The 16,673-nt window shown below is 44.7% G+C and carries 16 protein-coding genes; 2 read left to right on the top strand and 14 right to left on the bottom strand.

Annotation, left to right across the window (positions count from 1 at the left end):
* Positions 1-264: 264 nt before the first annotated feature.
* The 13 genes from ACED46_RS00170 to yceD all read right to left on the bottom strand — a co-directional run bounded on the left by ACED46_RS00170 (position 265) and on the right by yceD (position 10,860).
* Positions 265-1,032, bottom strand: coding sequence for a TatD family hydrolase (locus ACED46_RS00170; RefSeq protein ID WP_017063483.1), 768 nt, complete (start codon positions 1,030-1,032; stop codon positions 265-267).
* Positions 1,023-1,988 carry a DNA polymerase III subunit delta' gene (locus tag ACED46_RS00165; RefSeq protein ID WP_017062147.1) on the bottom strand — a complete coding sequence of 322 codons (966 nt, stop codon included), beginning with the start codon at positions 1,986-1,988 and terminating at the stop codon, positions 1,023-1,025. Before ACED46_RS00165 ends, ACED46_RS00170 begins: the two co-directional genes overlap by 10 nt.
* Before the next feature lie 6 nt (positions 1,989-1,994).
* Positions 1,995-2,627 carry a dTMP kinase gene (gene tmk / locus ACED46_RS00160; protein WP_017062148.1) on the bottom strand — a complete coding sequence of 211 codons (633 nt, stop codon included), beginning with the start codon at positions 2,625-2,627 and terminating at the stop codon, positions 1,995-1,997.
* Positions 2,628-2,637: 10 nt separating this feature from the next.
* Positions 2,638-3,654 carry an endolytic transglycosylase MltG gene (gene mltG, locus ACED46_RS00155; RefSeq protein WP_371720693.1) on the bottom strand — a complete coding sequence of 339 codons (1,017 nt, stop codon included), beginning with the start codon at positions 3,652-3,654 and terminating at the stop codon, positions 2,638-2,640.
* Positions 3,651-4,529: an aminodeoxychorismate lyase gene (gene pabC, locus ACED46_RS00150; protein ID WP_065583975.1), complete on the bottom strand. Its 879-nt coding sequence runs from the start codon at positions 4,527-4,529 to the stop codon at positions 3,651-3,653. Before pabC ends, mltG begins: the two co-directional genes overlap by 4 nt.
* Before the next feature lie 104 nt (positions 4,530-4,633).
* The gene (gene fabF, locus ACED46_RS00145; RefSeq protein WP_010437291.1) at positions 4,634-5,878 is read right to left on the bottom strand and encodes a beta-ketoacyl-ACP synthase II; all 1,245 of its coding nucleotides are present in this window, start codon (positions 5,876-5,878) and stop codon (positions 4,634-4,636) included.
* Between the two features lie 93 nt (positions 5,879-5,971).
* The gene (gene acpP, locus ACED46_RS00140) at positions 5,972-6,205 is read right to left on the bottom strand and encodes an acyl carrier protein (protein ID WP_004737381.1); all 234 of its coding nucleotides are present in this window, start codon (positions 6,203-6,205) and stop codon (positions 5,972-5,974) included.
* Between the two features lie 166 nt (positions 6,206-6,371).
* On the bottom strand, positions 6,372-7,106 hold the full coding sequence (gene fabG / locus ACED46_RS00135; protein ID WP_029235138.1) for a 3-oxoacyl-ACP reductase FabG: 735 nt from the start codon (positions 7,104-7,106) through the stop codon (positions 6,372-6,374).
* 25 nt (positions 7,107-7,131) lie between these two features.
* Positions 7,132-8,055 (bottom strand): ACP S-malonyltransferase, encoded by a 924-nt coding sequence (fabD, locus tag ACED46_RS00130; RefSeq protein WP_017063479.1) that lies wholly within the window; start codon positions 8,053-8,055, stop codon positions 7,132-7,134.
* A gap of 80 nt (positions 8,056-8,135) precedes the next feature.
* The gene (locus ACED46_RS00125) at positions 8,136-9,086 is read right to left on the bottom strand and encodes a beta-ketoacyl-ACP synthase III (RefSeq protein ID WP_017054985.1); all 951 of its coding nucleotides are present in this window, start codon (positions 9,084-9,086) and stop codon (positions 8,136-8,138) included.
* Between the two features lie 5 nt (positions 9,087-9,091).
* A complete protein-coding gene (gene plsX, locus ACED46_RS00120) occupies positions 9,092-10,117 on the bottom strand; it encodes a phosphate acyltransferase PlsX (RefSeq protein ID WP_017062152.1) in 1,026 nt (341 codons plus the stop codon).
* Between the two features lie 9 nt (positions 10,118-10,126).
* Entirely contained in the window at positions 10,127-10,297 is a 171-nt protein-coding gene (rpmF, locus tag ACED46_RS00115; protein ID WP_004737376.1) for a 50S ribosomal protein L32, read from the bottom strand.
* A gap of 35 nt (positions 10,298-10,332) precedes the next feature.
* Positions 10,333-10,860: a 23S rRNA accumulation protein YceD gene (gene yceD / locus ACED46_RS00110; protein ID WP_017062153.1), complete on the bottom strand. Its 528-nt coding sequence runs from the start codon at positions 10,858-10,860 to the stop codon at positions 10,333-10,335.
* 149 nt (positions 10,861-11,009) lie between these two features.
* Here yceD and ACED46_RS00105 point away from each other — a divergent pair, with 149 nt between their 5' ends.
* Positions 11,010-11,591 (top strand): nucleoside triphosphate pyrophosphatase, encoded by a 582-nt coding sequence (locus ACED46_RS00105; protein ID WP_017067204.1) that lies wholly within the window; start codon positions 11,010-11,012, stop codon positions 11,589-11,591.
* 280 nt (positions 11,592-11,871) lie between these two features.
* Here ACED46_RS00105 and rluC read toward each other — a convergent pair whose 3' ends face one another.
* Positions 11,872-12,816 carry a 23S rRNA pseudouridine(955/2504/2580) synthase RluC gene (rluC, locus tag ACED46_RS00100; protein WP_017054981.1) on the bottom strand — a complete coding sequence of 315 codons (945 nt, stop codon included), beginning with the start codon at positions 12,814-12,816 and terminating at the stop codon, positions 11,872-11,874.
* 618 nt (positions 12,817-13,434) lie between these two features.
* Between rluC and rne the strand changes: the two genes are divergently transcribed.
* A complete protein-coding gene (gene rne / locus ACED46_RS00095; RefSeq protein ID WP_371720692.1) occupies positions 13,435-16,569 on the top strand; it encodes a ribonuclease E in 3,135 nt (1,044 codons plus the stop codon).
* The last annotated feature ends 104 nt before the right edge of the window (positions 16,570-16,673 follow it).

Raw genomic sequence — 16,673 nt, 5'->3', positions numbered from 1 at the left:
CTTGGATCACATGTCAAATCTAGAAATGCAATGCTTTACAAGTGTTTAATGCATTGAAATATATAAGTATTTTTCAAGAGCCTTATTATTTTACTGGGTAAATAAAATAGGAGCGAATGTTATTTTTAGTAACAAAATTACAAATGTTATAATTAGCGCTCTCAAGTTCAACATAATTCGTAAACATTAAAAAAAAACGTATTTTTGGTGATCAAAAACACAAAAAGGGAGCTTTTGCTCCCTTTTATTTGTTTACTTAGATTTTTATCGCAAAAAAAGTTTTTGGTAATTTTTGGTCGTTTGTTCGGCAACCTCTTTCATCGACACACCTTTTAATTGCGCAATGTAGGCCGCCACTTCGACGACATATGCAGGCTGATTCTGCTTTCCACGATATGGAATGGGCGCCAAGTATGGAGAATCCGTCTCGATCAGCAACCTGTTTAGCGGTAGGTTTTTAACAACTTCTTTAAGTTCTGTAGCCTGCTTAAAGGTCACAATGCCTGAAATTGAGATATAGAAACCTAGTTCCATTGCTGCTTCTGCGAATGCTTGATCTTCGGTAAAGCAGTGAATCACACCGCCACACTTCTCAGCTCCGCCATCACGTAAAATAGCTAATGTGTCTTCACGTGCGTTACGAGTGTGAATGATCAAAGGTTTATTCAGCTCAACGGCTAACTCAACATGCTGCTTAAATCGTAGCTGTTGCAGCTCCGCCGTCTCTGGTTGGTAGTGATAATCTAAACCTGTCTCTCCAATCGCCACAACCTTAGGGTTGCTCGCGTATTCACGCATTGTCTCTAGGCTGAAATCACTTTCAACATCGAGAGGGTGAACGCCACAAGAGGCTTTAACGTTATCAAACGGCGAGATCATCTCGAGCATATTTTCAAACGAATCGAGTGTCACACCGACAGAAAGCAATTGGTCTACATTAGCAGCCTTCGCCTTGTTAACCACATCTTCTACGCTGGTGTGTAAATCTTGGTAATCCAGTTTGTCTAAATGGCAGTGGGAATCTACGAACATGTTTCCTCGCAAGTGGCTATCAGCCAATTCATTATGAGTAGCTCCGTATTGAGCCCAGGGTGTTGCTTTAACTGCTCAATCAATGTCAGCAGTTTATTCGATGCTGCATAAGCACTTTGATAAGACATCGCCTCACACAGTGCTTTCGCACTCGGAGTGAAAGCCTGATTCGCCAAACCAAAATGCAGCTTCTGTACATCTGACAATAGATGCCAAAGCCAGCCAAGTTGAATCAAAGGGTCTTTGCTAAGCTCTGTAGAGAACTTTAGCATGTCAGGTTGAGTGCCTTTTATCACATTCACAAAGCCATCGAGCGCTTTTGTTGAAGCTTCAACGCCACCTTGCTCAAACATCGCTTTTGCTTTTAAAGGCGCGTTGTCATTGAGTGCTAAAATATACTGCGGTACCGCTTTGCCCACTTCACCATCTAACCACGCTGATGCTGTCTCTAACTGCGGACTAACCACATTGAATTGCTGACAACGGCTAATAATAGTCGGCATTAAGCGATTACTGTTACGAGTAGACAGAATGAAGATGCACTTGCTTGATGGCTCTTCCAGAGTTTTCAATAGTGCGTTGGAAGCCGATTCGTTCATTGCTTCAGCAGGGTTAAGCAAAATAACGCGCAAACCACCTAACTGAGAAGACTCTTGAGCCCAGCGGTTACTGGCACGCACTTGATCAACCGTGATCGACTTACCTTCTTTCTCGGGTGAGATCACATGAAAATCAGGATGACTGCCCGACTTCATTAACTCACAGCTGTGGCAAAACCCGCACGACTCGCTTTCATAGTTCGTGCACATCAATGCGTCGGTAAGTTGGCTAATCAAAGCATCAACGCCGAGCCCTTCCGGTGCATTAACAATCACAGAGTTAGGAAAACGCTCCGCATCGAGACTTTTTTTCCACTCACTCCATACCGGTGTGAGCCAAGAATACACTTCAGCCATGACTACCTACTGTTTGTCGAGCCAAGCAGTTAGCGCGACTTTAATATCAGCGGCTACTTGCTCAATTTCTTGCTGCGCGTTAATCACAAGTACAGAATCATCTTGTTCTGCAATTTCTAGATAGCGCTCACGCGTGCGGTCGAAAAATGAGATGTCCATCTTTTCAATTCTATCAAGCTCACCACGGCCTCTGGCACGCTCTAGCCCTACTCTAGGGTCTAGGTCCAAATATAGCGTTAGATCGGGTTTAAAGCCGCCTAGCGTGGTTGCTTTCAGTGATTCCATAGTCGTGCGCGCGATCTGGCGACCACCACCTTGGTATGCCTGTGAAGACATATCATGACGATCACCCAATACCCATTGACCATTGGCGAGTGCCGGCTTGATGACGTTCTCGACTAATTGAACACGTGCTGCATACATCAACAGCAATTCAGTCATGTCTTGAAGCTTCTCGCCTTCGTGCTCTTCTTTAACCAATGAACGCATCTTTTCAGCTAAGACAGTACCACCCGGCTCGCGAGTATTAACAATATCTTCAACACCCGATGCTTTTAATGTCTCAACGATGGCATTGATTGCTGTGCTTTTGCCAGCGCCTTCAAGGCCTTCAACCACGATAAATTTCGACTGATTCATAATTATTTCTTTATCTGTTTTTTCTTAATTGCTTTAAGTAAGCTCGCACTGCACGGTTATGCTCAGTCAAACTCTTTGAAAATACGTGCCCACCTGTTCCACTCGCAACGAAATACAAGTAGTTGCTCTTCTCTGGATTCAACGCCGCGTTGATAGACGCTTTGCCTGCCATAGCGATAGGTGTCGGTGGCAAGCCACTCATTGTATAGGTGTTGTAAGGCGTTGGCGTGCGTAAGTTTTTCTTACGGATGTTGCCATCGTAGCTGTCACCCATGCCATAGATAACCGTTGGGTCAGTTTGCAAACGCATACGCTTGTTTAGACGGTTAACAAACACAGAAGAAACACGCTCACGTTCTGACGCAACAGCGGTCTCTTTCTCAATGATAGATGCAAGAATTAACGCTTCGTATGGCGATTTAAGAGGCAGCTTATCCGCTCGATTTTCCCACTCTTCATTCACCACGCTCATTAGGTCTCGATGCGCGCGCTTCAACAAATCTAAATCAGTGGTGCCGTAGGTGTAGTGATACGTTTCTGCTAAGAAGAGACCTTCTAGCTTTTCGTTTTCAATACCCAACTTTTCAGCGATCTCTTTTTCAGAAACGCCATCCAATGTCTGTTGAATGAATTCGTTGTCTTTTAGCTGAACAAGCCATTCGTCAAAACGACTGCCTTCAACAAAGGTAATAGTAAACTGGTGTTCTTTCCCTTCTACAAGCACCTGTAGCGCTTGCTCTAAGGTTAAACCCGGTTCAAGCAGGAAAGTACCCGCTTTTACGTCTACAAGCTCAGGATGTAACTTACGGATTAATTTCTCGTAAGGAGAAGCCTCAAACAGCCCCTCGTTAATCAACTGGGCTAGAACGCGGTTAAAGCTGCTACCTGAAGCAACAGTCACGACTTGTGGTTTTTCTAATTGAATAACTTGTTTCAGGTTATCTTGCGCTTGGTTGTAAACATAAAAACCAGCAGCACCGGCTGCAATTAAGCACAAGATAATAAAAATAAATAACTTTTTGATCACGAGTTTAGTTGTCCTTGAAGGCTACGAGTAACGGTTCCAATGTTAAATTGGGTATCACTAATACGGGTAACTGGGGCAACCCCTAAAATGGAGTTTGTCATGAAAACCTCATCAGCTTGCATGAGTTGAGATAAGCAGTAGTCACTAATTGTAACGGAAAGTTCAGCCTGATTCAGCGCGGTTAACACTTGCTTACGCATAACCCCCGCGACACCACTTTGAGTGAGTTGAGGTGTGTATATCGACTGACCTTTGCGCCAGAACAGATTGGCCATGGTGGTTTCAATCACATTGCCCGATATATCAAGAACCACACCATCCACTTCATTAGCTTGATCCATTTCATCTTTCATCAAAATCTGCTCAAGGCGATTATTGTGCTTATGGCCAGCCAGTAGTGGGCTCAAACCTAGCGCTTGATGGCAGATACCGAGTTCAACACCGGAGTCTTGCCACGCTGAATAATGGCTTGGGTAATCAAAGGTACTGATGGTGATTGTCGGCTTGGCGATATTCTTGGTACTGTAGCCACGCCCACCCGCTCCACGACTAACGTGCAGCTTGATCCCTGCTTTTTGATTATGAGGCTTGTTGGCGTTATGGAGCTTCTTTGAACCATCAAGGCTCTTTGTGCCATGAAGAGCGTTATGTTGGATGTGTTGAAGCGCAGTATCGAGCCAAAGACTAACAACATCCCAATCAAGAGCAGAAATGCGTAGTGCTTTAAGGCACTCGTCGACACGGTGCTGATGATCGTGAAGATGTTGTATCTCACCATCACTCACGAGCATTGTCGTAAAACAGCCGTCTCCGTACTGAAACGAGCGATCCAAAATATCGATAGTTTGCTGGCTTTCTCCATCAACCCAAAACATGTTTTTCCCCATAAAAAGAAACGGCTCAATGCTAAAGCATCAAGCCGTTTAAAAACAAGTCTAATTGTGACTATCTACGAGTGTTTACGTCTTTAATAAGATGATTAAATCTTTTTGAAGATCAAACAGCCGTTTGTACCACCGAAACCGAATGAGTTACATGCAGCATATTCCATGTTGCTAACTTCACGCGCAGTGTGAGGTACTAAGTCAATATCTAAGCCTTCTTCAGGATCATCTAGGTTGATTGTTGGTGGAACAATTTGGTCAACCAGAGACATAGCCGTGATGATAGCTTCAGCAGAACCAGCAGCACCTAGAAGGTGGCCTGTCATTGATTTCGTAGAAGAAACCAATACTTGCTTGCTGCCTGCTTCGCCAAGAGCACGCTTGATGCCCTTAACTTCCGCTACGTCACCTGCAGGAGTCGAAGTACCGTGTGCGTTTACATAACCGATTTGTTCACCAGTAATGCCAGCATCACGCATAGCCGCTTCCATTGCTAGTGCGCCACCTGAGCCATCTTCACTTGGAGATGTCATGTGGTAAGCGTCACCCGACATACCGAAGCCAACTAGCTCACAGTAAATCTTAGCGCCACGAGCTTTCGCATGTTCGTACTCTTCAAGAACCATCATGCCTGCACCGTCGCCAAGAACGAAGCCATCACGGCCTTTGTCCCATGGACGAGAAGCTTTTTGAGGCTCATCGTTACGAGTAGAAAGTGCTTTAGCCGCACCAAAACCGCCCATACCTAGTGGAGTTGATGCTTTTTCAGCACCACCCGCTAGCATTGCGTCTGCATCGCCGTATGCAATCATACGAGCCGCGTGACCAATGTTATGTAGGCCAGTCGTACATGCAGTAGAAATCGCGATGTTTGGACCGCGTAGGCCACGCATGATAGACATGTGACCAGCAATCATATTCACGATCGTCGACGGTACGAAGAACGGGCTGATCTTACGAGGGCCTTTTTCAGTTAGAGCTTGGTGACCGGCTTCGATCAAACCAAGACCACCAATACCAGAACCGATAGCAACACCCACACGTGGAGCGTTTTCTTCAGTAATAGTTAGGGCTGAATCATCTAAAGCTTGAATACCTGCTGCGACGCCGTACTGGATGAACAAGTCCATCTTACGAGCATCTTTTTTAGTCATATACTCTTCGCAGTTAAAGTCTTTAACTAGACCTGCAAAACGAGTTGAGAAATTGGTTGCATCAAAATGATCGATATTAACGATACCACTTTGACCAGCTAGCAGGGCTTTCCAAGAAGATTCTACAGTGTTGCCTACCGGTGACAACATACCCATGCCAGTGACAACTACACGACGCTTGGACACGATTTTACACTCCGGGGATTGAGGTGATTTAAGATGAGGATAGATGAGTTAGATAAAACACAGGCGGTCGAGGTGACCGCCTGGGAGAGATTATTACTGAGCGCTAGTTACGTAATCGATAGCTGCTTGAACAGTAGTAATTTTCTCAGCTTCTTCATCTGGGATTTCAGTGTCGAATTCTTCTTCTAGAGCCATTACTAGCTCTACTGTGTCTAGAGAATCTGCACCTAGGTCATCAACGAAAGAAGCTTCGTTTTTAACTTCAGCTTCGTCTACACCTAGCTGTTCAACAATGATTTTCTTTACGCGTTCTTCGAGGTTGCTCATTTTTTCTTTTCCTTTACAGAGTTCGCTTTATGCGATGTTTTCCGTAGTTTATTCAATCTATTGAAAGTTGCAAGGTCAACTTTTCTGGTCAAACCACAATTTTCACGATTTTAACCGAAATTACGTATGATCTTGACTTAAATCATGCACAAATGTTGCACATAATTTACACCATGTACATACCGCCATTGACGTGAAGTGTTTCACCTGTGATATAAGCTGCCGCAGGTGACGCCAAAAATACCACAGCTTCAGCGATTTCGCGAGGGTCACCTAGTCGACCTGCTGGTACATTCGCCAAAGTTGCTGCACGTTGGTCATCATTTAGCGCTTTAGTCATGTCAGTTTCGATGAAACCAGGAGCTACAGTGTTCACTGTAACGCCACGAGACGCAACTTCACGAGCCATTGATTTAGTAAAACCAATTACGCCTGCTTTTGCAGCTGCGTAGTTAGCTTGACCAGCGTTACCCATTGTACCTACTACAGAACCAACGTTTACTATACGACCTTGACGCTTCTTCATCATGCCACGCAATACAGCTTTAGACATGCGGAAGATAGGAGTTAGGTTAGTATCGATGATGTCATTCCATTCGTCGTCTTTCATACGCATCAGTAGGTTATCACGAGTGATACCTGCGTTGTTAACTAGAATGTCAATCGCACCGAATTCATCGTTGATGGTTTTCAGTGTAGCAGCAATTGAGTCAGTATCCGTTACATTAAGAGCAAGACCTTTACCGTTCTCACCAAGGTACTCGCTGATTGCAGCTGCGCCGCCTTCAGATGTCGCAGTACCGATAACTTTAGCACCACGCTCAACTAAAAGTTCAGCGATTGCACGACCGATGCCACGGCTTGCGCCTGTAACTAGTGCAACTTTGCCTTCTAAATTCATCATAACTTCTCTATTAAGTGGTTATTTACTTAGCAGCTTCTAGTGATGCAGTATCATTAACTGCAGCAGCTGTCATAGTTTTTACGATTCGTTTTGTTAGACCAGTAAGAACTTTACCAGGGCCTAATTCAAGTAGCTTCTCAACGCCTTGCTCATTCATCGCTTGTACACCTTCAGTCCAACGAACTGGGCTGTATAGCTGACGAACAAGTGCGTCTTTAATTTTTGCAGGGTCTGTTTCAGCAATAACATCAACGTTATTGATAACAGGCAATGCTGGCGTGTTGAACTCTAGAGCTTCTAGAGCCACTGCTAGCTTATCTGCTGCTGGCTTCATCAGTGCACAGTGAGACGGCACAGAAACAGGTAGCGGAAGTGCACGCTTAGCGCCCGCTTCTTTACAAAGTGCACCAGCACGCTCTACTGCCGCTTTGTTACCCGCGATAACAACTTGGCCAGGAGAGTTAAAGTTAACTGGAGACACAACTTCGTCTTGCGCAGCTTCTTCACACGCTTTAGCAATCGCTTCATCGTCTAGACCGATGATTGCGTACATTGCACCAACACCTGCAGGAACCGCTTCTTGCATCAGTTGACCACGTAGTTCAACCAGCTTGATCGCTTCTTTAAAGTCGATAACGCCGGCACATACAAGTGCAGAATATTCACCTAGGCTGTGACCTGCTAGATTTACAGGTTGCTCTAGGCCAAGCTCTTGCCATACACGCCAAATTGCAACAGACGCTGTTAATAGAGCCGGTTGAGTGCGAAAAGTTTCATTTAGATTTTCTACAGGACCATCTTGAACCAATGCCCATAGATCGTAACCAAGTGCTTCTGAAGCTTCAGCAAATGTCTTTTTAACAACATCATACTGTTCGCCTAGGTCAGCAAGCATACCGATAGCTTGAGAGCCTTGGCCTGGGAATACGATAGCAAATTTGCTCATTGTAATTTTCCTTTAAGCAAAGCAAAAAATTGAATAAGGCACATAAGTTATGTGCCTTGTTTGTTGATTATCGCTTGGGGTTAGAATTTAACTAACGCAGAACCCCAAGTGAAGCCGCCGCCAAATGCTTCAAGTAGAAGCGTTTGACCACGTTTAATTCGCCCGTCGCGAACAGCCTCATCTAGGGCCGTTGGTACGGTAGCTGCTGACGTGTTGCCGTGCTTATCAAGAGTAATCACTACTTGATCAAGCGACATCGTCAGCTTTTTAGCGGTTGCCGAGATAATACGGTAGTTCGCTTGGTGTGGAACTAACCAATCAAGCTCTGACTTATCCATATTGTTCGCCGCTAAGGTGTCTTTAACTAGCTTAGAAAGCTGAGTTACCGCCACTTTAAATACTTCGTTGCCCGCCATGTGCAGCCATTTGTCTGCATCACCGCCGCGCTCTGGTACTTCTAGGCTTAGAAGCTCACCGTATTTACCATCAGAGTAAATATGAGTAGACAAAATACCTGGCTCTTCGCTTGCGCCTACAACCACCGCGCCTGCTGCATCACCAAATAGGATGATAGTAGAGCGGTCAGTCGGATCACAGGTTTTTGACAGTGCATCAGCACCAATTACCAAAACGTTCTTACACATGCCAGTCTTGATGTGTTGATCAGCAACAGACAGTGCGTAGACAAAACCAGAACACGCTGCAGCCAAATCAAACGCAGGGCAGCCTTTGATACCAAGCTTGCCTTGTACCTGACATGCCGAAGACGGGAATGTGTGGCTACTGCTGGTTGTCGCAACGATGATTAAATCAATCTCTTCTTTGTCGATACCTGCCATTTCAATGGCATTTTCAGCAGCGTAAAACGCCATATCAGCAACGGTTTCGTTTTCCGCTGAAATACGACGCTCTTTAATACCCGTTCTAGCAACGATCCACTCATCGCTAGTCTCTACCATTTTCTCTAAGTCTGCGTTAGTACGCACCTGAGATGGCAAGTAGCTGCCAGTACCTAAAATTTTGCTATACATGAAGACTAATAATGCCTCTCGAGTAAAACCGCTTCCAAACGATCGCTAATGCGGCTGGGGACTTGTCGTTTGACCTCGTGTACTGCTTCACCAATCGCGTTGACGACTGCAGACACATCAGCACTTCCATGACTTTTAATGACAATGCCGCGCAATCCTAACAAACTTGCGCCGTTATACTGGTCGGGGTTCAAGGTTTTTAATTCAGTAAATAGCTCAGAAAACAGCATTCTGGCTATCCAACCCTTTATTGTTGAAGCCATCATGCGCGTTTTTAGCTTATCAATAAAGAGCTGAGCCGTACCTTCGCACGTTTTTAAGCAGACATTGCCCACAAAACCATCACATACGACGACATCAGCAGCATCTTGAAGTAATTGATTACCTTCAATATAGCCTATGAAGTTCACAGACTGAGTATTAGACAACATTTCAGCGCATCGTTTTACAAGGTCATTGCCTTTAATTTCTTCTGCACCGATATTCAAGATAGCGACACGTGGTGCGCGACCTAAATGTTGTTCTGCTAATGCACTGCCCATGACAGCAAACTGAAACAGTGAATCTGCGTCACTAGAAACGTTCGCCCCTAAATCAAGCATCCATGTGCGATTTCCGGATGCAGTAGGCAAAGCTGAAACCAATGCAGGCCTATCAATACCGGGAAGAAGCTTGAGTCTGAAACGGGATAAAGCCATCAGTGCGCCAGTGTTACCACCACTCACACAAGCATCAGCCTGTGATTCGGCAACCAGATCGATAGCGGCACGCATAGAGCTACCCTGACTATTACGTAAGGCTAGTGAAGGTTTTTCAGAATTGGAAATGACTCGATCACAATGCTGGATACTCAAACGAGAATCAGGCATTCGACCTAATGAAGATAATTGAGATGTGATCGCGTTTCGATCACCTATTAGAATGACTTTTAGCTCTGGGAAATACGACAGTGCCTGCACGGCGGCAGGCACTGTTACACGAGGACCGAAGTCCCCGCCCATTGCATCAAGCGCAACGGTTAGATTTTGCAAAGGTCAACCTTACTTGTTGATAACCTTTTTGCCGCGGTAGAAACCTTCGGCAGTCACGTTGTGACGTAGGTGAGTTTCACCTGAAGTTGCGTCTACAGAAAGTGCAGCTGTAGTTAGCGCATCGTGTGAACGACGCATGCCACGCATTGAACGTGATTTCTTGCTCTTTTGTACGGCCATTGACCCTACTCCTATGTAAATTCTTAAAGAAGCAATTACTTCTTTAAGCTTTTTAAAACATCAAATGGATTCGGCTTTTTGTCTTCCTCAATTTCTTCAGGAAGTTCACCAAACACCAAGTTATTTGAGTTAACGCTACATTTCGCATCGTCGTGCATTGCTATTTGTGGCAATCCAAGGATGAACTCGTCTTCAACTAATTGAATCAGGTCTAACTCACCGTACTCGTTCAGATCTACCAAATCGTACTCTTCCGGTGCTTCCTCTTCACTTTTCTCACTGTAAACAGGAGTATAAGTAAATTGGACATCGCACTCATGTGCGAAAACCTCATTACAACGTTGACACTCTAAATCGACTTCGACGTTAGCTTTACCAGAGATAACGACTAATCGTTGTTCATCAAGCCCAAATGACATTGAGACTTGCGCGTCACGTTTTACGCCTTCAGTTGCTTCAGTTAAACGCTTCAAAAGACTGACCTGAATGATACCATCCATATCGAGTCGTTTTTGAGCCGTTCTTGCCGGATCAACTGTACGCGGTATTTTTTCCTTTTGCATAGGGCGCGAATCTTATCTTCCAAATCGTGTTTAGTCAAAGGAAATGGCAAAAAAAATGTACTTTCCTGCCTTTCCTATTCAGAGCATTATGAATAGCAGGACAAGTTACGTTATCCTGAGATAAATGCTTCCTTGAATTGTAAATTAAAATGAGAAATTACCAACTAGTTTTAGCCTCTACATCACCATTTAGGCAAGAGATCCTCAAAAAACTACAGTTAAGCTTCATTACAGCCAAGCCAGACTGCGATGAAACGCCGCTTCCAGAAGAGACACCACAACAGTTGGTGATGCGCCTTGCTGAGACCAAAGCTAAGTCTTGTGTTGTGGAGCAACCTAGCTTAGTCATTGGTTCTGATCAGGTTTGCGTAATTGATGGAGAGATCATTGGTAAGCCTCACACTCGAGAAAAAGCGATCGAGCAGTTATCTCGTCAAAGCGGCAAGAGCATTACTTTTTATACTGGGCTTTCGGTTTGGAACAACGAGACCAATGAAGCTGACACACGTCTCGACACCTTTGTAGTGCATTTCCGCGATTTAACTAAGCAACAGATCATTAGTTATGTTGAAAAAGAGCAGCCTTATTACTGCGCAGGCAGTTTTATGTGTGAAGGGTTAGGCATCGCGTTGTTTAAACAGATGGAAGGTAAAGATCCAAATACTTTGATCGGCTTACCGCTGATCGATCTAGTCGATATGTTAGAAGCGCAAGGAATGGGTGTACTATAACGGATACGCTCTCTTTGTTAGAGATTCCCTACTCCTTCCTTCGTCAGTCTAGGGAATGGCGGAACACGCAATTTTATCTAACCAACTAATGATATAGAGCGTGATTTTAAAAAGTCGTCATCCTCAAGGGCGAGGAACGAGCGACTTGGGGATCTTCTACAACAGATGAAAACAAAAAAGGTTGACGATATTCGTCAACCTTTCTCATTTATGGATACTGAAGAACAAATTTAGAGGCACTCTATACCTTCGTATCTCGTATCTCGTATCTCGTATCTTCTTAAAGCTTACGTAAACCAGTTAGGGCTTTCTCTAGCCTTCTTTCCATTGGCGCCGAGATATCCATCTTCTCTTCACTACCTGGGTGTGTGAACTTGATGTTTGCTGCATGTAGGAACAGACGATCAAGACCAACCTTACCCGTGTAAGCGTCAAAACGACGATCACCGTAGCGATCATCCCAAGCAATTGGGTGACCAGTATACTGAGCGTGAACACGAATTTGGTGTGTTCGGCCTGTAATTGGGCTTGCTTGAATCAACGTCGCCTCTTGGAATTTTTCTAAAACCTTAAAACGGGTTTCAGAAGCTTTACCATTCGGGTTAACTCGAACAATGCTGTTCACTTCATTTTTCAACAAAGGTGCGTTGACGACTTTGCAGCTGTTCTTCCATTCGCCCATAACTAAAGCGAAGTAGTATTTTTGAACCGTTTTTTCACGGAACTGTGCTTGAAGGTGTCTTAGCGCCGAGCGCTTCTTAGCAACAAGCAAAATGCCAGACGTATCTCTATCGATACGGTGCACTAATTCAAGAAAACGAGCATCAGGGCGAAGAGCACGTAATGCTTCAATCGCGCCAAACTTTAATCCGCTACCACCATGAACAGCAGTGCCAGACGGTTTGTTAAGAATTAGCATGTGATCATCTTCATAAATGATGCACTGTTCTAATTCTGAAACCTTGTTGAGTTTCGTGCTCGGCACGTTCTCTTCTGTTTTCTCTTCAATAGTAACCGGAGGGATACGAACTAAATCGCCAGCTTTTAGTTTGTACTCAGCCTTGATGCGTTTTTTATTTACGCGGACTTCGCCTTTACGCACGATTCGGTAAATCATGCTTTTCGGGATGTTTTTTAATTGGTTGCGTAAGAAGTTATCAATACGCTGACCAGCCATATCTTCGTCAATGTCGACGAATTGGACTTGGGTTCTAATTTCGCTCATTGCGCTATTGTATCACTGTCACTTTTGATAATTGATATTTTCTTAGCCCTATTCCGAACTTATTTATCCCTAATCCTTACCGATCTATCCCAAAATGGTCATTGAAGTTCTATATTTCTTTGATTCTTCGAACAAAAAAGCATCAAGATTCCTGCAAATTAAAATATCAATTGATAAATTATTTATAGACAGTGAGTTAGAGCTATCAAAACCCAAACAAAAACTGTTTTTTTTACAGCATTCCGACAAAGCAGATTGCTGTGTTTACCGACCGCTGCTATAGTTCACAGCTGCTATCAGTGGTTTGACTATTATTTAAACAGTTAACCATTCATAAGCAAGTAAATGAGTAGATAACTCAGATTAGACAGTGCTGCAATCGGCGTAAGACACGGTCAACTGAGTTCCTTATCGCTCTACTCACGTACACTCATGTTGAGTATTCACCGCCACATCGCGGATCATAGGCTAACTCCCTATGATGACTGACGTGCCCCAGAGCATCCCTCTCCAGCCGGGAGGCTGCACCGATAAAGCCATGGGATCTGGCACCATGAGAAACGAAATAAAGCGATAAGAACAATGATGAAAATAAGAAAAGACAATGAGAATTTCTAAATGAAAAGAATGTTAATTAACGCAACTCAAAAAGAAGAGTTGCGTGTCGCTTTGGTTGATGGCCAACGACTGTTCGATCTAGATATCGAAAGTCCAGGTCACGAGTCAAAGAAAGCGAATATCTACAAAGGACGTATTACCCGTATTGAACCAAGCCTAGAAGCGGCATTCGTTGATTACGGCGCAGAACGTCACGGTTTCCTCCCTCTTAAAGAAATTGCCCGCGAATACTTCCCTGAAGGTTATACATACCAAGGCCGTCCTAGCATTAAAGAAGTGCTAAAAGAAGGCCAAGAAGTAATCGTACAAGTAGAGAAAGAAGAACGTGGTAGCAAAGGTGCTGCACTGACAACTTTCATCTCTTTGGCTGGTAGTTACTTAGTTCTTATGCCTAATAACCCTCGTGCTGGCGGTATTTCTCGTCGTATCGAAGGTGATGAACGCACTCAACTGAAAGCAGCATTAAGCACTCTTGAGCTTCCTCAAGGTATGGGCTTAATCGTGCGTACAGCGGGTGTTGGCAAAAGCGCAGAAGAGCTAGAGTGGGACCTGAATGTTCTATTGAACCATTGGGGCGCTATCAAGCAAGCTTCTGATTCAAATGCAGCTCCTTTCCTAATTCACCAAGAGAGTAACGTTATTGTTCGCGCAATTCGTGACTACCTACGTCGTGATATCGGCGAGATTCTAATCGACAGCAATACTATTTTTGAACGTGCACAAGCGCACATTCAATTAATACGCCCAGATTTCATGAATCGCGTTAAGAAATACGATGGTGAAGTGCCACTATTCAGCCATTACCAGATTGAAAGCCAGATCGAATCTGCTTTCCAACGTGAAGTTCGTCTTCCATCTGGTGGTTCTATCGTAATCGACCCAACAGAAGCACTGACTTCTATCGATATCAACTCTGCTCGTGCAACAAAGGGCGGCGATATTGAAGAAACAGCACTTAACACTAACCTAGAAGCTGCCGATGAAATTGCACGTCAATTACGTCTACGTGACCTAGGTGGTCTTGTTGTAATCGACTTTATCGATATGACCCCGGTTCGCCACCAACGCGAAGTAGAAAGCCGTCTACGTGATGCCGTTCGTTTAGATCGCGCACGTGTTCAGATTGGTCGTATTTCTCGCTTTGGTCTTCTAGAGATGTCTCGTCAACGTTTGAGCCCATCACTAGCAGAAGCAAGCCACCACATTTGTCCTCGTTGTACAGGTACTGGTGTTGTTCGTGATAACGAATCTCTAGCACTTTCTGTTCTACGTTTGATTGAAGAAGAAGCTCTAAAAGACAACACAGCACAAGTACTTGCTGTTGTGCCTGTTCCAATCGCTTCTTACCTTCTGAACGAAAAACGTCGCTCAGTAAACCACATCGAGAAGAACCAAGAAGTTAAGATCACTGTTGTTCCTAACTCAGACATGGAAACGCCGCATTTTGAGGTTATCCGTGTTCGTGAAGGTGAAGAGTTCGATCTACTATCTTACTTGCTGCCTAACAAGCTAGAAGCTCTAAAAGAAGCGGAAAGCAAAGAGCCTGCTGAACAGACTATTCGTCCTAAGAAGATCGAAGAACCTGCTCTGAAAGGCTTCGCAGCTCCTGCTCAATCAGCACCAACTCCTGCTCCAGCACCTAAAGCTGTAGAAGAGAAGAAAGCTGAACCAGCAGCGACTCAAGAACCAGGCCTAATTGGTCGTTTCTTCAAAGCTATCGGTAGCTTCTTATTTGGCTCTTCAACTCAAGAAGAGAAAAAAGAAGAAGAGAAGAAAGAAGAAGAAAAACCTAAAAACAATCGTAACAACGGCAACCGTCAACGCCGTGATCGTAACGATAACCGTCGTCGTAACCAACGTGGTGAGCGTGGCGAACAGCGTAACGACCGTGGTGAACGTGGTGACAATCGTAACGAAAACCGTGACAACAAACGCCGCCGTAAGCCAGCTCGTGATGAGAAGCCTGAAGAGCAAAAAGAAGCAGCTCCACAGCAAACTCGTCAGCCTCGCAAGCCTAAGCAAGACCGTCGCAACAAGCCACGTGATGAGCAGAAGCAACGCGAAGAGCAAGCACCATCTAAATTAGCAGAAGAAGGTCTACAGCTAGCAGCAGAAGCACAAGCTGGTAAACCGGAAGCGCCTAAGGCTAAACCTGAAGCGAAAGCAGCTAAGATTAAAGAGCGTCGTCAGCGTCGTAAACTGAACAAGCAAGTTCGTGTTAAAGACCAACAAGCTCAAGCTGAAGATAACGCTTCAAAAGAGCAGGTTGCTGCTAAAGAACTATCTGTTTCAAAAGAACAGTCAGTAGCTCAAGAGCAAAAAGTTGCGGAACAAGTAGAAGCAACTCAAGCGAATGCAGAGCAAACTGAACAGGAAGAGCCGAAACAACGTCGTAACCGTCGTTCTCCACGTCACCTACGTGCAAGTGGTCAACGTCGTCGTCGCGGTCGTGATCGTCGCCCTAACCCATTCCGCCTACGTAAAGGTGGTGTAGCTTCTCCAGAGATGGCTATGGGTAAAGTGATGCCTCGCTTCATTCCAAAACCTCACCACAAGCAGGCAAAGCCTGAAGTGGCTGAAGTTCAAGTAGCAGCTGAAGCTCAAACATCTGTTCAAGAGCAGAATGTTGCTCTAGAGACGGCACCACAAAGCAACGTAGCAATGACTGGCGGCTTCGCATGTCCAGAGCTTGCAATGGGTAAAGTTATCATCCGTCGTGAAGATGCTGCTGTTGAAGCTCAAGTAGCTGAGACTCCTGCTGTAGTTGAAGCTCCTGCAGTCGTTGAAGAAGCACCAGTGGTTGCAGAAGCGACGAAAGTTGAAGCGCCTGTTGTAGCAGAAGCTGTGCAAGCAGAAGCAACACCAGTTGTTGAAGCTGAAGCGCCTAAAGCTGAAAGTGCAAAAGTTGAAGAAGCACCTGTTGCTAAAGCAGAAGCTCCTAAAGCGGCACCAAAGGCAGCTGTTGCTAAGAAGCAAGCCGGTTCACCAATGACTAAAGCTCCTGGTCCTCAAGAGATCAAAGAGATTGAAGTGATTGCAGCTCCGTTCCGCACTGAACGTTTTGTATCGAAAGGTGCAGGCAGTCAGGCAGCGTCGAACAAAGCTGGCGCGGCGATGACTAAGCCAAACTACTAGTGATTACTGATAGGTAATCGCGAGTAAATAGAATCAAAGGCTGCTTATTAAAGCAGCCTTTTTCATATCTACTAATCGAATAAAAATTAACAGATATATTACTC

Origin of the sequence: Vibrio sp. 1S139, from assembly GCF_041439475.1 — a bacterium.
Lineage (GTDB): Bacteria > Pseudomonadota > Gammaproteobacteria > Enterobacterales > Vibrionaceae > Vibrio > Vibrio crassostreae_C.
Note: the sequence above shows the minus strand (reverse complement) of the source record. Positions and strands in the feature narration are given on the sequence as shown.

Coding starts and splice junctions, on each gene's coding strand:
- yceD (WP_017062153.1), bottom strand. CDS start 10,860: ATGCAAAAGGAAAAAATACCGCGTACAGTTGATCCGGCAAGAACGGCT.
- pabC (WP_065583975.1), bottom strand. CDS start 4,529: ATGTTTTGGGTTGATGGAGAAAGCCAGCAAACTATCGATATTTTGGAT.
- rpmF (WP_004737376.1), bottom strand. CDS start 10,297: ATGGCCGTACAAAAGAGCAAGAAATCACGTTCAATGCGTGGCATGCGT.
- ACED46_RS00125 (WP_017054985.1), bottom strand. CDS start 9,086: ATGTATAGCAAAATTTTAGGTACTGGCAGCTACTTGCCATCTCAGGTG.
- fabD (WP_017063479.1), bottom strand. CDS start 8,055: ATGAGCAAATTTGCTATCGTATTCCCAGGCCAAGGCTCTCAAGCTATC.
- fabG (WP_029235138.1), bottom strand. CDS start 7,106: ATGAATTTAGAAGGCAAAGTTGCACTAGTTACAGGCGCAAGCCGTGGC.
- ACED46_RS00170 (WP_017063483.1), bottom strand. CDS start 1,032: ATGTTCGTAGATTCCCACTGCCATTTAGACAAACTGGATTACCAAGAT.
- ACED46_RS00105 (WP_017067204.1), top strand. CDS start 11,010: ATGAGAAATTACCAACTAGTTTTAGCCTCTACATCACCATTTAGGCAA.
- rne (WP_371720692.1), top strand. CDS start 13,435: ATGAAAAGAATGTTAATTAACGCAACTCAAAAAGAAGAGTTGCGTGTC.
- tmk (WP_017062148.1), bottom strand. CDS start 2,627: ATGAATCAGTCGAAATTTATCGTGGTTGAAGGCCTTGAAGGCGCTGGC.
- rluC (WP_017054981.1), bottom strand. CDS start 12,816: ATGAGCGAAATTAGAACCCAAGTCCAATTCGTCGACATTGACGAAGAT.
- acpP (WP_004737381.1), bottom strand. CDS start 6,205: ATGAGCAACCTCGAAGAACGCGTAAAGAAAATCATTGTTGAACAGCTA.
- ACED46_RS00165 (WP_017062147.1), bottom strand. CDS start 1,988: ATGGCTGAAGTGTATTCTTGGCTCACACCGGTATGGAGTGAGTGGAAA.